At 66.9% G+C, this 15,175-nt stretch carries 12 protein-coding genes; 5 read left to right on the top strand and 7 right to left on the bottom strand.

The annotated features are described in order from the left end of the window. Positions 1-119 precede the first annotated feature (119 nt). A complete protein-coding gene (locus CYFUS_RS22155) occupies positions 120-1,373 on the top strand; it encodes an MFS transporter (protein WP_232537709.1) in 1,254 nt (417 codons plus the stop codon). On the opposite strand, the gene CYFUS_RS22150 is transcribed toward CYFUS_RS22155, so the two are convergent. Both CYFUS_RS22150 and CYFUS_RS22145 read right to left on the bottom strand, forming a co-directional pair. Further along, positions 1,339-2,211, bottom strand: coding sequence for an MBL fold metallo-hydrolase (locus CYFUS_RS22150; RefSeq protein WP_157758587.1), 873 nt, complete (start codon positions 2,209-2,211; stop codon positions 1,339-1,341). The two genes, CYFUS_RS22155 and CYFUS_RS22150, sit on opposite strands and share 35 nt — an antisense overlap. 36 nt (positions 2,212-2,247) lie before the next feature. Then, positions 2,248-3,192: a hypothetical protein gene (locus CYFUS_RS22145; RefSeq protein ID WP_095987034.1), complete on the bottom strand. Its 945-nt coding sequence runs from the start codon at positions 3,190-3,192 to the stop codon at positions 2,248-2,250. A gap of 86 nt (positions 3,193-3,278) precedes the next feature. Between CYFUS_RS22145 and CYFUS_RS22140 the strand changes: the two genes are divergently transcribed. The 4 genes from CYFUS_RS22140 (at position 3,279) to CYFUS_RS22125 (ending at position 7,766) form a co-directional block, all read left to right on the top strand. Further along, complete coding sequence (locus CYFUS_RS22140; RefSeq protein ID WP_157758586.1) at positions 3,279-3,935, top strand: hypothetical protein; 657 nt, start codon at positions 3,279-3,281, stop codon at positions 3,933-3,935. 12 nt (positions 3,936-3,947) lie between these two features. Continuing rightward, positions 3,948-4,745 (top strand): ASCH domain-containing protein, encoded by a 798-nt coding sequence (locus CYFUS_RS22135; RefSeq protein ID WP_095987032.1) that lies wholly within the window; start codon positions 3,948-3,950, stop codon positions 4,743-4,745. Positions 4,746-4,798: 53 nt separating this feature from the next. Further along, on the top strand, positions 4,799-6,238 hold the full coding sequence (locus CYFUS_RS22130; RefSeq protein WP_095987031.1) for an MBL fold metallo-hydrolase: 1,440 nt from the start codon (positions 4,799-4,801) through the stop codon (positions 6,236-6,238). Between the two features lie 88 nt (positions 6,239-6,326). Continuing rightward, positions 6,327-7,766 carry a hypothetical protein gene (locus CYFUS_RS22125; protein ID WP_095987030.1) on the top strand — a complete coding sequence of 480 codons (1,440 nt, stop codon included), beginning with the start codon at positions 6,327-6,329 and terminating at the stop codon, positions 7,764-7,766. 36 nt (positions 7,767-7,802) lie between these two features. Here CYFUS_RS22125 and CYFUS_RS22120 read toward each other — a convergent pair whose 3' ends face one another. From CYFUS_RS22120 to CYFUS_RS22100, 5 genes are all read right to left on the bottom strand, one after another. Beyond that, positions 7,803-8,690, bottom strand: a complete 888-nt coding sequence (locus tag CYFUS_RS22120) for a kinase (protein WP_095987029.1) — start codon at positions 8,688-8,690, stop codon at positions 7,803-7,805. A gap of 194 nt (positions 8,691-8,884) precedes the next feature. Further along, positions 8,885-10,948, bottom strand: a complete 2,064-nt coding sequence (locus CYFUS_RS22115) for an AMP-binding protein (RefSeq protein WP_095987028.1) — start codon at positions 10,946-10,948, stop codon at positions 8,885-8,887. Then, entirely contained in the window at positions 10,945-12,171 is a 1,227-nt protein-coding gene (locus CYFUS_RS22110; RefSeq protein ID WP_095987027.1) for an MFS transporter, read from the bottom strand. The genes CYFUS_RS22115 and CYFUS_RS22110 overlap by 4 nt, the downstream gene beginning before the upstream one ends. Then, a complete protein-coding gene (locus CYFUS_RS22105; protein ID WP_095987026.1) occupies positions 12,168-14,480 on the bottom strand; it encodes a M20/M25/M40 family metallo-hydrolase in 2,313 nt (770 codons plus the stop codon). Before CYFUS_RS22105 ends, CYFUS_RS22110 begins: the two co-directional genes overlap by 4 nt. After that, positions 14,477-15,175 carry a hypothetical protein gene (locus tag CYFUS_RS22100; RefSeq protein ID WP_095987025.1) on the bottom strand — a complete coding sequence of 233 codons (699 nt, stop codon included), beginning with the start codon at positions 15,173-15,175 and terminating at the stop codon, positions 14,477-14,479. Before CYFUS_RS22100 ends, CYFUS_RS22105 begins: the two co-directional genes overlap by 4 nt.

Here is a 15,175-nt window from a genome sequence, read left to right as displayed (position 1 = left end):
AAGAGCCGCCTGGATAGACGCTTGCTTCCACTCAGGAAATTTTTGATAAGCAGGAAGTCCATGAGTGACTCCGGGGAAGCCTCTCAACACCCTCCTGCCAGCAGCTCCATGGTGAAGCCGTGAGCGCTTCCCTGGGGAGTGAGCCCTCCATGGGGGCGAGCGCTCCGGGGCGTGGCGTCCAGGGGAAGATCCTCGCTTATTACATTTATTACCTCGCCAGTCAGGCCGCGTTCCCTCGCGGCATCTTCGTGCTGTTCCTGATGTCGAGGCAGTTCTCGGGCGAGCAGATCGGCCTGCTGCAAGCCGTCCTGTTCTGGGCGACTGTCGCCTCCGAGGTGCCCACCGGGATGATGGGGGACAGGTTTGGCAGGAAGCAGAGCGTCTCCCTGGGGCTGGGGCTGTTCATCCTCTACTGCGCGGGCGTCATCCTGGCCTCGGGCTTCGTGCCCTTCCTGCTGCTGTATTGCACCTTCGGCGTCGCCAAGAGCTTCATCTCGGGCTCGGACCGCGCCCTGCTCTTCGACTACCTGAAGGCGCATGGCCGCGAGGGCGACTTCCTGCGCATCGATGCACGCTCCAAGGCGCTGGGGGCGCTCTCGCTCGCCGTGGCCATCGTCGTGGGCGGGTACCTCCAGCGCGTGTCCTGGTCGCTCGTCTACATCGCGTATGGCCTGGCGTTCGTCATCAGCCTCGCGGCCTGGTCGCGGCTTCAGGACCTCCGGCCGGTGGCGGACGGCGGGGAGGCTCACGAGCACGGGATCGGCATCGTCCAGCAGCTCGGCCGGTTCTTCCTGCGTCAGCCCGGACGCCGCCTGATGTGGATCGTCGTCGGGACCGCCTTCCTCGCGGGGGCCATCACCCCGTACTACATCTTCGCCCAGGCGCTCTTCCAGGGCTACGGGCTGGAGCCCTATCAGATTGGTTCCATCATCTCGCTGGCGGAGGTGCTGGCCTGCGGGGCCTATCTACTGGCCGAGTACGTCTCCCGCTGGCTCTCGGTCGATCGTGCGTTCTACCTCGCGGCGGCACTGACCGCGGGCCTGCTGCTGCTCAACCGCTTGAGCAACCTGTGGCTGATGATGTTCGTCTTCCTGCTCGTGGTCTCCATTGGCCCGCTCATGGAAGTGCTGCTCGGCAACTACTTCATCGGCAAGGTGCCGGGCCCCATCCGGGCCTCGGCCCTGTCATTCGTCTCGTTCGTGCAGTCCGCGGTCATCAGCCTGGGATATGTCTGCTATGGCTATGCGCTCGAGGCGGAGCAGCTCCCCCGGCTCATCGCCCTCAGCGCGCTCCTGCCCTGTGCGGCGGCCGGGTGTACCTTCGTCTACTTCAAGAGGGTCAAGGCTTCGGGTGCGACGCAGCACCCGATTTGAAGGCATCCACCAGCTCGCTCACGAACTCCGGTGAGAGCGGGAAGGGAATATCGGCCTGGGTCAGCTGATCGACGACCTCCTGCTCGGGCCGGCGCTCATCGAGGGTGAGGGTGGCGACGCGCCACAGGATCTCCCGCAGCGCGTTCATCTGCTCGCGCGGCAGTGGGGCGGGCGTATGCGAGAGGACGAACATCTCGGCATCGAACGCCAGGACATGATCCAGGAGCTGGAAGATGACCTGCCGTGTGTAGTGGCGCAGCCCGGAGACCGCGGTATAGGCCGCGTCGCCCGCGAAGACGACCTTGCGCTCCCGGGCGTAGACGAGCGTCGAGTCGGGTGAGTGATCGCCCCCCACGTGTTCCACCAGGCAGCGCACTCCGCCCAGATCGATCTCCAGTTGCTTCTGGAAGCCCACCGACGGGGGAACGATGACCATCTGGCCGCGGGACGGGTGCTCCGCCTTGATGTGCTCGAGGCTGAAGGACTCCACATCCCCGAGGCGGACGCGCTCGGCCAGACTGGCGTCATCCCAGGACAACCGAGACTGGGCGAGCACCTTGTCGCGGGTCAGCTCGTGGGCGATGAACACCGGCTGATGGCGGGCCTTGATCTCCGAGCCGCCCCAGACATGGTCCCAGTGAGAATGCGTGTAGATGACGTAGCGGACCGGCGGAGCCCCCTGCTTGCGCAGCTCATCGAGAAAAGGGCCCACATGTGCTGGCGAGGCGCCCGCGTCGACCATGAGCGTGGCGTCCGCTCCCGCGATGGCGCCAATCACCGGGCGATCCGTGGTCAGGTCCGGCATCGACCACCAGACCCCATCGACCAACTGATTCACTTCCAATTCCTGGGACATTCTCCGGTCACCTGGATGTTAGAGGGTCAGCCGTGAGCCATCGCTGGAACCACACGCGGCGAGGACCTCTTCATAGCGGTAGGGGACGACGTTCCCCAAGGACTTGCTCATCTTCTGGCCGTCCTTGCCCATGAGCAGCGGGGGAATGAGGAAGGTCAACGGCCGCCCTCCCTCCAGCATCCCGTAGAACTCGAGGATCTCCTCGAGCTTGCAGGACTGCTTCAGCACGAGCGCCCCCTCATCGGCCTCGAGGTAGTCACCCCCCAGCAGGACCACGTCCGGCTGCACCACGCGCAGCTTGAGGGCCAGGAGTGGGACGAAGTACATCCAATAACGCAGCGCTCCGTGCGTGCTCAGCGGGGTGTTGCACCCCTCGCACGTCGCCGCCTCGAGCTTCGGGGCCTGGCGCGCGTGGACGGGGACCTTGCAGGAGGGACAGACGAGCCCGAAGAACTCGCTCATCGACAACAGCTCGGGCGGCAGCTGCTCCAGGATCTCCTCTCGCAGGAAGTGCCGGAGGAACGCCACCGGCTCCTGCATCATGAGGCTCACCGCGCGCTGGAAGTGCGGTGTGCCCACCATGTCCGAGGTCTTGTAGTACTGGATCTCGATCCGGGGGAACTCCTTGCGCAGGTGGACCAGGTCGCCCTCCACCTTGCCGATGATCGCATCCACCTGGGTCGCCAGCTGGTAGGAGGCACCGGTGGCGCGGAAGACGGTGTCGTCATAGACCGAAGGCTCGAGATCATTGAGCGTGATGACATACCGGAACCGCGGCTCGAGGCCTCGCTGGGCCAGACTCCTCGCCAGCAGGTGGGGATACACCGCGAGCACGATCCGGTTGCCCGCGTGGTAGTCGTAGGGACGGATGCCCGAGTAGATCACCTCGTCACCCTTGAGAGACTCGGCCAGGCTGCGGAGTCCGCCGAAGTACTGCAGGACCCGATGAACCGGCTGCTGCATGAGCTTGCTCCCTTCGCTCGCGGCGAATGCTTGCTGTTGAAACCAGGGTTGAGTCGCGGAGGATCGGCTAGAGTGTCCCCCCACTCATGCTTTCGAACATATCACTTCTTTCCGTGCTCCCCCGGCTGTTTGGGAAGGGGGGCGGCGGTCAGCGGCTCGGAGCGCTGTTCGACTGCTTCGTCACCTTGCAGCGCAAGAGCCCCGAGTCTCTCTACTGGGTCTCGCCCCTCCGGGAAGCCGAGGGCCATTACGTCACGACCCAGTTCCATCACGCGGCAATCCGCCACTACAGCGGTCACGAGGTGGTGGTCTTCAGCAGGGAGCACAGCGCGTACTACTGGATGCCCGGTGCGCGGCCCGATGCCACCGGCTTCGTCCCCCCGGGTGTCCACCGGGTGGAGCTGCGACTGCCTGAATCCGACAAGACGGTACGCCTGCGTTTCGACAAACGTCACCCGACCGCCTTCGCCCTGACACACCAGGGCGCCGAGCCGGAAGGGCCCGTCCAGCCTGTCTTCCCCCGACCGTTGGCCGCCTCGGTCATCAACGAAGAGCTGCGGGAGCTCGTGCATGTCAGCCTGAACTTCCAGGTCCAGGCGCTGCGGGCGGGCGTCCTGCGCGACCGGGTGGCCTCGGTGATGGCGGATGGCACCGTCGCCGCGGCCTGCCGCAATCTCTCACCGCGGCTGGACACGGTGTTGGGGCTGCTCGAAGACGAGCTGGCCTCCCCCCGGGAGGAGTGAGAGGACGTCCGTATGAACAACGCCCCGTCCGCCCGAACCCGTGCGCTCATCCTGAGCCGCACCCACCAATGCCTGCTCGTGCGGACCCCCGAGGGCTGGAGTGTCCCCGAGGCCGTGGGTCCCTGGCCCATGCGGCCGCGAGTCGCCATCCACCAACACGTGCACGGGCTCACCGGGCTGACGCTGCCGCTGCCCGTGGGCTCGCTCGTGCCAGGGGATGGGCGCGCGCCTCGCGATTTCGTGTTCGTCGTGGACGCGGCGTCCGTGCCCGCCAGCCCGCACTTCACCTGGGAACCCCTCTCGCGGGCGCTCTCGCTCACGGCCCCAACGGGACTCGACCGGTGGCTCTGGACGACGTACGTCGAGTGCATGCTCGGAGGCTGGGAGCCCCCCTCGCGCGAGCTCGACGTCTTCTCTTTCGGCAACACGCCGGAGGTGGCCTCCCGGTTGGCGCACCTGGTCACCTGTGGCCGCAAGCGCGGCACCGCGGGGTGGCTGCGTGCCATGAAGCTCAAGGGCATCACGGCGCCCTGGCCCGGGCTCGTGTCCCTCGTGACCGATGGCTTCGGCCACCCGTGCTGCGTGATCGAAACCGTGGAGGTCCGCACGCTGCGTTTCGCGGACGTGGACCAGTCCTTCGCCACGCTCGAAGCAGAGGGGGACCTCACCCTCGAGGGCTGGTACGACGGGCACCTGGCCTACTTCCGGCGCGAGGCCGAGAGCCTGGGTCTCACGTTCGACGAGAACGAAGAGATCCTCATGGAGCACTTCCGGGTGCTGCGCGTCCTGGGCCGCGCCGACGACGCCTGAGCCTCCCTTTCCGCCTATACTCGGGGGCAGGAACAATCCCCGACGGAGGCAGTGTGTCAGTACCTGATCAGCTGGGCATCTTCTTCACCACGGGTGTGCTGGCGACCCGGCTTCAAGACTTCAGTCTGCTGCTCAGCTATCAAGAAGAGCTCTTGAATTCGTTTCTGGAGGCCGGGTTCGAGCCCCACCGCTGCGCGGACCTCTTGAAGCAGATGTTGGAGAGGGAACCCTCTCTCGGAGAGCTGTTCGATCTCGAGTCGGTGAAGAACGGGGGCTGCATCGCCAGCAAGTCCTTGCTGTACGACATGCACCAGGATCGCAGCCAGTGGGCGCTGGCGTTCTTCCACCCGGAGGCCGACCCCATCATGACGGGTGCCAGCCGGGAGCAGCTCCCCGAGGTGGCGCGACTGCTGCGCGAGTCTCTGCAGGGCAAGCCCTGGTCCGCCCTCTCCGAGGCCCTGTCCGAGCCGCGCATCATCGAGGTGACTGCGTCTGGCGGAGCCGAAGGGCTGAAGTGGCCCAGGTTCGAAGGGACGGGCATCCAGCGTCTGGAACACGCATCGCTCCTCATCGCTTCAGAGCAGGCGAAGATCCTGATCGATCCGGTGGGTCTGGCGGCTTGTGGACCGCTCGGCCTGTCGAATCTGGATCAATCTCCCTCCAATATGGATGTGGCGATCGATGCCATGCTGATCACCCACAGCCACCTGGATCACTGGCACATCCCTTCCATCATGCGCTACGGCGGTGATGGCCATGTTCCGGTCATCGTTCCCAGGATTCCCTTCCCCTCGCTCCTGGCCCAGGACGACATGCTCCAATCCTTGAAGGATGTCGGACAGAACGCCCTGGCTCCCGCCTGGGGGGAGACCGTGCGCATCAAGGACATCGAAATCGATATCCTTCCCTTCTTCGGCGAGCAGCCGACTCTCGATGGGCCTCTGCCGCCCGAGAATGTTCGCAACTGGGGGAACTGCTACCGCATCCACACGCCAGGGTTCTCGGTGATCGTGCTGGTGGACAGTGGCACCGACTCCCTGGGTTCCGTCGAGGAGGTGCTGAAGCAGTCCGTGGCCCGGAGGGGTGAGCCCGATTTGATCCTGAGCTGCTGCCGGGAAATGACCGGGGCTCCGTTCTGGCAGGGCTTGTTCACCTTCTGGATGGTGCTTCCCGTCTCGGAGCTGCAGAAGCTGGTCCGCTCTCGCGCGGGCAAGCACGGCCCCTCCGTGACGCTGGGGCCCCAGGGAATTGGCAACGTCTGCGTCTCGTCCAAGGCGAAGGCCTTCGCACCGTATGCCAATGGCTTCAGGGGTATCGGGCTCGAGATCGAAGACATCGGCTGGGGGGACGGAGAGCCGCCCGAAGCCCAGGTGCTCGGGCAGATCGAAAGCCGCATCGCCGAGCAGGGTGGAGAAACACGGGTGATACGCTGGTTGCCGGGGGACGTCCTGCGCTTCGACACCAGGCGGCAGTGTGCCGTGTCCAAGGGCTGAGTTTCCGCGAACGGAGCGAGAAGGTCCGCGCTCCCCGTGGGGAGCTGCTGCGCATCTCGTTCCGAGCCTGCTATGGAATGGGGGGCCGATGCGCCAGCTCAAAACCCACCCGGTCCTGTTCAACATTGCCTGGGCCATCTACGCGCTGGCCCACACGGTCGCGACGGCCCCGGATTGGAAGTGGGGAGCGTGGGTGCTGGCCGAGCTCATCCCCGCGGTTCCCGCGCTCTGGCTCCTGCTGCGTCCGGATTCGGCGAAGCGGCTGGCCACGCTGGCGGCCGTGTGGAGCCTGCTCACCCTGGTGAAGCTCCCGGTGGTTCCCAACCACTCGCTCCTCACGCTCTTCATGAACCTCACGATCCTGGTGTGCCTCTTCTCGGACGAGCGGGGACGCTCACCGGAAGGCCGCCTGGAACGTGGCTTCGAACGGTTCGCCCCGCTGCTCAGACTGCAGCTCGTGCTCGTCTACGCATTCGTCACCTTCCACAAGCTCAACACGGGGTTCCTGTCGCCCGAGCACAGCGCGGCCCATGATCTCTACCTGGAGACGGTGGACTCGTACCCCGTCCTGCCCGCGTCCCTGCCCGCGTGGATTCCCGTCTGGGGGACCCTGGCGTCCGAGGCCTGGCTGGCCGTGGGTCTGTGTTTCCGCCGCACCGTGCCCTACGCGGTGGGGTTCGGGCTCGTCTTCCATCTGCTGCTGGGGCTCCATCCCAACCCCTACATCCTCAGCTTCTCGATCATGCTCTTCGGGCTGTACTCGTTGTCGTTGCCGGGACTGCTCGAGCCGCTCCGTCGCCGTCTGGACCCCTCGCCCCAGGAGGCGGAACCCACCGTCACGTGGAGTCCCGTGCGGCGGGGGGTACTCGGGGGGGTGGCACTCGTGCTGCTCGGGCTGGCCCTCGTGACGCCCTTCCCCGAGCCGGGAGCAGATCCCGCGGCGTACATCCGTTTCGTGGGACGCCTGGCGTTCCTGGGCCTCACCTTCTGCTGCATGGCCAGCTGGCTGTCCCTGGAGGTATCTCGCGCGCGAGTCCAGGCCCTCTCCTGGTCGGCCTTGCGCCAGGCGCCCCGGGGTGCCCAGGTCCTGATCGTGCTCCTGGTGTTCAACGGCTTGTGCCCCTACCTCGGGCTGAAGACGGGCTCGGCCTTCGCGATGTACTCCAACCTCTACACGGAGGGGGGGCGGTGCAATCACCTGCTCATGCCCTGCAAGGGCCTGCGCGTCGCGCACTTCCAGGAAGACCTCGTGGAGATTCTCGAGTCCTCCAGTGAGGAGCTGAACCACGTGAAGGAGCGCGGGTGGATGTTGACCTGGTTCGAGTTCCGCCGGCTCCTGGCGCAGAAGAAGGAGGAGGGCGGCACGTTCTTCGTCCGCTACCGGCGCCACGGCGAGGAGCGAACGCTCCGGCTTCCCGAAAACGCCTCGGACGAGGCCTTCACGCCTCCAGCCTGGCTCGCTCGCAAGTTGCTGCACTTCCGCCCGGTCCCCATGAATCCCGAGATGCGCGCGGAACATTGGGAGTAACGAGGGGAGCCACGGTGAGCGGCCCCCTCGCCTCGACTAATCCTCGAAGTGCAACGGCTCCACCTTCGTGGTGGAGAAGCTCCACTGCCTCGAGAACCCCAGGCGTACGAGTTCCTCCCGAGCCGTCTGGATCCGGGTGTCCTTCTCGGGGCCGCGTGGATCGAACAGCAGGCCGACGACGGTGCCGCTGTGGGCCACCTGGATGCCGACGGCCCCCACGCGGCTCACCACCTCCTCGAGCTGCTCGAACCGCGGCGTGGGCAGATAGGCCTGGTTGATGCGCGCGCACGCGGTCGCCACCTGCCCCAACAGCCGCACATCCTGGGCCCGGATCGCCCGCCGCAGCACCCCGAGCAGCTCGGCGAAGGTCTCGATCTCCTTGGGACCGTAGCGCGCCGGGCTGAACTCGAGCGTGTCGACTCCGTTCCCGCTGTCATCCGAGTTGAAGCCGAGCACCTCACACTCGGGGATCGGCCCGCCCAGGTCCTCCAGCACCTCGCCCTCACGATGCGCGAACAGCACCGCGGACTGGTTGAAGATGGTCGAGTCACAAGCCGTCTCGGCCTTCACCGCCAGTCTGGCCACGACCTCATTGCCCACGTCCATCTGCAGTGCGGCGAAGACCGCTCGCAGCGCCGCGGTGACATCACTGGTCGAGGAGCCGAGCCCCCAGCCAGGCGGGATGTCGCTGCTCACCTCCAGATAGCCACCCGTCTCGCTCCGGCCGGCCCATTCCAGCGCCAGTTGCGCGGCGCGGCGCGCCTTCGTCTTCCACGCGGGGTAGACGACGATGCCCTTGCCGGTGCCCACATGAAACACGGCCTCCGAGCTCAAGCCTCCACAGGGCAGCGAACACAGGGCTCGGTGCAGACGCCCCTGCTGATCCCGCACGACGCCCTGGAACACCTCGCCATGATGACCCATGGCGTGGCCCGTCCAGGATGTCTTTCCCACCGGAACCGCGGGTTCTTCCAATTGCGCTGGTCCGGTCCCGACCACGACGAGAGAACGTCGTTTCAAGGATTCCATGCCCCCCCACTCTTAACATTTAGTAGGCATTGAAGTAAATCCTTGAAGCCCTGTTATGTCAGGAATTACAGCCCCCTCCGCCCACCCGTTCACTCCGCGTGCAACCCGACGAGTTGGGAGAGGAGCAGCTCGGCCAGGGTACCAATCGAGGCTGACTCCGGGATGGCCGCCGCGAGCTCGACGCCAAGCTCCTCACGCAGCCGGGTGCGCAGAACCTGGGTGGTTGCCTCGTTCAGGCCGTAGTTCCTCAGGGGCTGGCGCGCGTCGAGCAGGATGAAGGGGCGCTTGAGGACCTGGGACGCCAGGCTCTTGACGGTGTTCTCCAGCAGGGCCCGAGCTTGCGCCGGCGGGGCCTGCAGCAAGGCCCGCGTGGCGGCCGGGAGGGGGCCCGCGCCACCCGCCGCGGTCTCAGACTCCGAGGCGCCACCGTCCACCGCGATCCGCTTCAGCCCGCTCTCCAGGAAGAGCTGCCGGGTCTGGCGGCGCTGGATCTTCCCGCTGGACGTCTTGGGAATGCTCTGCTCCTGCACCAGCACGACTTGATGCAGCTCCACCCCCAGGGCCTCCGTCACCGCCTCCTTGATGGCGGCGATCACCCCCTCGAGCGGTTGATTCCGGGCGGTGCGGCGCACCTCCTGCACCAGCACGACACGCTCGGTGCCCTCGGGCTCCCCCTCCGACGGCGAGAGCGCGAAGGCCGCGCCACCACCCGCCACCAGCGCGGGGTGGCTCTGCTGGGCGGTCACCTCGATGTCCTGGGGGTAGTGGTTCTGCCCGCGGACGATGATCAGATCCTTGAGCCGCCCGGTGATGTACAGCTCCCCCTTGTCCAGGAAGCCCAGGTCCCCGGTGCGCAGGAAGTGGCGGGAATCGCCCGGGAGGACGGCGTGGAAGGTCTCCTCGGTGGCTGACTCGTTGCGCCAATAACCCCTGGCCACATGCGAGCCGGAGATCCAGACCTCCCCCAGCCGGCCTTCGGGCAGCTCGGTCCGCGTCTCGGCATCCACGATCTTGATGGACTCGTCGTGAAACGCCCGCCCACAGCTCACGAGGTGCTTCACCTCGTCCTGGGGGCCCATCACCTCGCGCACCTCGTGCTCCACCAGCCGGGCTCTCGACAGGGCCTTGATCACCGGCTCGCGCGGACCGGCGGAGCCCGAGACGAACAAGGTCGCCTCGGCCAGCCCGTAGCAGGGGTAGTGCGCCTGGCGCCGGAAGCCGCACGCCTGGAAGCGTTGGCTGAATCGATGCAGCACCTCGGCCTGTACGGGCTCCGAACCATTGAACGCGATGCGCCAGCACGACAGGTCCAGACCCCGGAGCTCCTCATCGGTGATCTTGGTGGTGCACAGCTCGTAGGCGAAGTTGGGTCCGCCGCTGATCGTGGCCCGGTGCTTGGAGATCGCCTCCAGCCAGCGCGAAGGCCGGGTCACGAAGTCGAGAGGCGACATCAGGAACGTGTGCATGCCCGAGTAGACGCCCTGCAGCATCCCCATGAGGCCCATGTCATGGAACAGCGGCAGCCACGAGACGTAGACGGAGTCGGTCGTCAGCTCGAAGGCGTCCGCGCTCATGGCGCTGTTCATCATCAGGTTGCGATGCGTCACCATGACGCCCTTGGGCGAGCCCGTGGAACCCGAGGTGTACTGCAGGAAGGCCACCTCGGAGGCCCGCGGCACGGGCCCGTCCCAGGTCCGCCCGGACGACACATCCACCTCGTCCACCGCCACGATCTCCGCGCGCACCTGACCGCCGGTGGCCTGGAGGCTGGAGTGGAGCTTGTCGCGAAGCGCGCGGGTGGTCAGGACACAGGTGGCCTGGCTGTCCTGGATGATCGCCAGCAGGCGCAACATGTGCCGGTTGTTGCGCGGCGGGTACGCGGGGACCGCGATCCGGCTGGCGAGCAGACAGCCGAAGAACGCCCGGATGTAGTCGAGCCCCGGCGGGCACAGCAGAAGGACCCGATCGCCCACGGCGGTGTGCTCGGAGAGCCGTGCCGCGACCCCCGTGGCATGCGCCTGGAGCGCCGTGAAGCCGAGTTGCTCCACGAGCTTCCCATCCGACAACAAGCTGTACACCGGGCGCTCACCGAAGGTCTCCGCCCGCTGGCGCATCAGATCGACCAGGGTCTCGGGATTCATTTTCGTGCTCATGCGAGTGCGCTCCTCGCTCTCCTGAAGTAGACGAACGCGCACCCGGCCGCCATACAGGGCAGGAGCGCGCTCGCCACGACGAACTGGCGGATGTCGATCAGCTCGAGGGCATAGCCGTAGCCAAGGTATCCCACGCTGATGACCATGGACTCCACGAAGGAGACAATGGACATGGCCGAGGCGCGGATGGGGCCCGGCACCTTGCCGATGAGGTAGTTGCCAACGAGCACCTCGCACAGCGGACCCAGCGCGGTCACGCTCAGGAAGGCGACCACCATCAGCCGCAACTCATGCACGCCATTGAGCACCAGCAGACCCGCCGCCAGCGCCGCGGCGAGGTAGAGCGCATGCTCGAGCGACAACAGGCGCGAGACGCGCTCGGCCAGCAGGTAGGAGCCAGCGGCCAGCACCTCCGCCACGGCGATGACCGTACCAATCTGGTAGGGCTCCAGCCCGTAGGCTTTGAAGATGGCCTGGGAGAAGATGTAGTACGGGGTGAGCGCCCCCACCAGGAGCGCGGACGCGACGATGAGCATCGTCAGGCCCTTGCCTGGCTGCTGGAAGAAGAACTGGCCGATCTGCTGGAGGATTCCCGTCCTGGCCCCCTGCGACGTGTCGGACCCCACCTCGGACTCCACGTCGCGCATCCGCGACCAGGCCACGAGGCTGACCACGAACGCCAGGCCGTAGGCGATGTAGACCAGCGACCAGGACACGCGCTGCAGGTACCCTCCTGCCACGATGGCGATCGCCATGGCGAAGGCCCCCAGCGCCCTGGCGCGCGAGTCGATGCGCAGGAAGTCCTCCTCGCGGCCATGGGCCTTCAGGTAATCGAAGAGGAGCGCGCGATCCGAGCCCGAGATGAAGCTCTTGGCGACGCCGTAGACGCAATACAGGAGCAGGAACGGCGCGAACCCGGAGAAGAGGATGACGCTGGCGCAGTAGGAGATGAACAGGCCCAGGCCGATGCCCACGCTCAGCTTCTTGCCGTACTTGTCCCCGATGATTCCCGTGGGCACTTCGGAGGCGACGGTGGCCCAGAACAGGGAGGCCTGCAACAGCCCGATCTGCTCGCCCGAGAACTGCTTCGACAGCAGGAAGAGCACGAAGATGCCACGATCGAACGCGGTCTGGCTGGCGACGAAATAGACGTAATAGGCGGTGATCCTCCTGTTGAAGAGCCGCTCGGACTCGACCACCCTCCCCTCAGCTGACTGGCTCATAGCCGCACCGCCTGGGTGACACGCACCGAATCCGAGAACCAGCCGAAGGGATAGGGGCTCTTGTCCGCGGGTCTCCGCTGGGGGAACAGCGGCTCCGTGGACTCGCTGCCGTACCGCACCTCGCTCAGGCGCAGCTCCACCTGGAGGTCCTCTTCCAGGAGCAACTTCATGTCGACACCGGTCGTGGCCGGCGTCCAGAACTGGAAGATCAACCGTCCCCAGTCGCTGCGCAGCTCGGCTGGCCCATAGTGCTTGCCGGCGACCTCGACCCCCAGGAGCTTCGCGGGGGAGACCCGCAGCTCGAGCATCGAGGCGTCGAGCCGTGGCAGCAGGCGGATCGCCACCTGCCGCCGCGCACCTTGCCGGGTATCGGCCAGCACCTCGAGGCCCGGAGCGGGGTATTCACGTACGGAGGTCTCCGCCACGAACACCTTCCAGTCCACGTACGGGAAGTAGTGCTCCAGTTGCTCCTGCCGCGCACCGGCCCCGAGGCTCGGCCCGGTCCACTCGTCGAGGAAGGGATCTCCCGAGACCCAGAACGCCTTCTTCTGGTCGATGTCCAGCAGGTACACCAGGGAGTTCATGCTCGGCTGGGACGAATCGAATACCCGCATGACGAACGCGGCCACGAAGAGAGCGCCCCCCGCGACGACCCCCAGGCGGGCACACCAGACCAGTGGCCCGCCCAGGATGAAGCGAAGGAACGGCACGAAAAGGGTCCACCCCAGCGACCACAGGGCGATGACCAGGGCGATGCCCGTCATGCCAAACGCGGCGTAGAGCAGCCGGGTGAGCGGGACGACCAGCAGGATGGAGGGAACGAACAGCAGCGGAGCGAGCCCCAGGGCCAGGGAGGACGGCGCGGACGGCTGTCGTTCCTCGCGCAGCAAGAGGGAGAGCAACCCCAGCCCGCAGAGCTGCGGCCACTGGAAGAAGTAGCTGGTGCCCGGCAACAGGAACACACTGAGCACGGCCAGCATCGTCCACGGCACCAGCGCGCCAACCGCCAGCTCCGCCGGTGTCAGGAGGCGCCTCACGGCATGCGCCCCCCACGCGATCACCGCCGCCGCCAGCACCAGCAGCCCGATGAAGTAGCGCTCCGTGGAGACGGAGGTCTCCCCGGGCAACAGCATGTACCGGGGCTCCAACCACCGCACCGCGCCCCACAGCAGCCAGGCCAGCAGCGCGGGGAGCACCACCCCCCCCAGCGCGACGGCCAGCGCCACACCACAGCGCCCCAGCCGCAGCTGTCCCGAGCGCACGCCCCGGAAGAGCAGCAGCCCCAGCCCCAGTGCGCACCCCAGCGCGAGTACCTGGCCCAACCAGAGTCCGTACCGGACCACGAACAGGCCGAGCACATCGAAGTAGATGACGGGTGGGCTGACGACGTGGCTCAGGTCCTCGTTCGCCAGTTGCCGCACCAGGGCCAGCATCTGCTCGCCCTGGTGCTGGATGCTGCGCGGGTCGACGCTGGCGGCCGACTCTCCGCGCGTGTGGTACACCTCCAACCCGTCGAAGTACGCGAAGTTCAGCCCGCTCATCCCGGCGTCACGGAAGACCGAGAAGTCGGTGCCGTTCTTCAGCAGGCCGTAGATCGCGCTCGCCAGGGAGTGGCCCACCGGAGACGGGCTCGCGGTGGCGAACTGCTCGATGAGCCAGCCGTTGTCCTGGCTGGTCTCGAACATGACCACGGGTCCCCGGTTGCCGCGTGCATCGAAGTTCAGCACCGTGGCGATCCGCTCGCGCTCGGCGGGGGTCAGCGCCTCCAGGAAGGCGCTGGCGCCCATGGAGCCCACCTCTTCCGCGTCGGCGAACAGGAAGACGAGGTCGTTGCGCGGGCGCGTTCCACTCGCCATCAGGCGCAACACCTCCAACATGGCGGCCACCGCGGTCCCGTCGTCGGCCGCGCCCGGACTGGTGGGGGCCGAGTCGTAATGCGCCACCACCAGCACGCTCCGCCCTCCCTGGGTGCCGGGCAGCCGCGCCACGACGTTGTTCACGGTGGCGATCGCGAACGGCTCCCACGCGCGGTAGCTCGCCTCGACCGACTGCAGCTCGACCTGGACCCCCGGGTTCTTCGCGGCCTCCTCGAGGATGTACCGGTACACCTCGCGATGCGCCCGGGTGCCAATGAAGTGGCTCTCGGCGGAGATGATGCGCAGCCGCTCGGCGACGTGCCGCCAGTGGAAACCCGACGCCTCGCCGCTGGCGCCCTCCGGGAGCGACCCCGTCACGGGCTGGTACGCCAGCAGCACTCCTCCCAGCAGCACGGCAACCGCGAAGCCGGCGAACAAACTCCGACGAATCATCGTGTCCCTGGAGTCCCGGATGCGGTCAGCGCGCCCTCGAGGAGCCCCAGCGCCGTGTCCAGCCGCGGCGAGATGTTCCGGCACGAGGATGCCACGGAGCCATCGGCCATCACGGCCGCCACCTGCTCACGCGGGAGGCCGGAGCGAAGCGCCTGGAGCTGGAAGTTCAGGCTGTAGTGCGCCAACTCATGCAGTTCCTCGTTGATGATCCACTCCAGGAGCTTGCGCGGAAGGACGCGCTGGACCGAGCCCTCCGGCTCGGCGCCCTGGCCCACCAGGACGAACGCGGTCGGGTAACGCTTGTCCAGCCGCAGATGCACCGTCCTGCCAGGCTCCGGCAGCTCAGCCGCCACGCGGTAGAGCCCCAGGGGCACGGAGCCCGTCGCATCGTGCTCGGCCCCGGGCATCCAATAGTACGTCGCGGACTCCTTGCCGAAGATCACGATCTCGTGGCCGCTGTACATCCGGATGGGCAGGTGCTGGAACTGGGTCGTGACGTAGTAGCCCTCGGCTTCCTCGAGCGGCGAGACCCAGTAGAGCGACTCGGGACTCTTGCGCTGCAGGAGGGCGAAGCACTCGAACAGCTTCCCGACACGCCCTTCGCCCAGGCCCGGCGTCCCCAGGGGTCCATCCGGGGTACCCTCGGGGGCACTCTCGAGGTGTGCACACGCACTCACCCAAAGAGCGATGGTCAA

This window comes from Cystobacter fuscus (assembly GCF_002305875.1).
Taxonomy (GTDB): Bacteria; Myxococcota; Myxococcia; order Myxococcales; family Myxococcaceae; genus Cystobacter; species Cystobacter fuscus_A.
The sequence above is the reverse complement of the archived record's forward strand: the minus strand, read 5'-3'. Positions and strand labels throughout refer to the sequence as shown.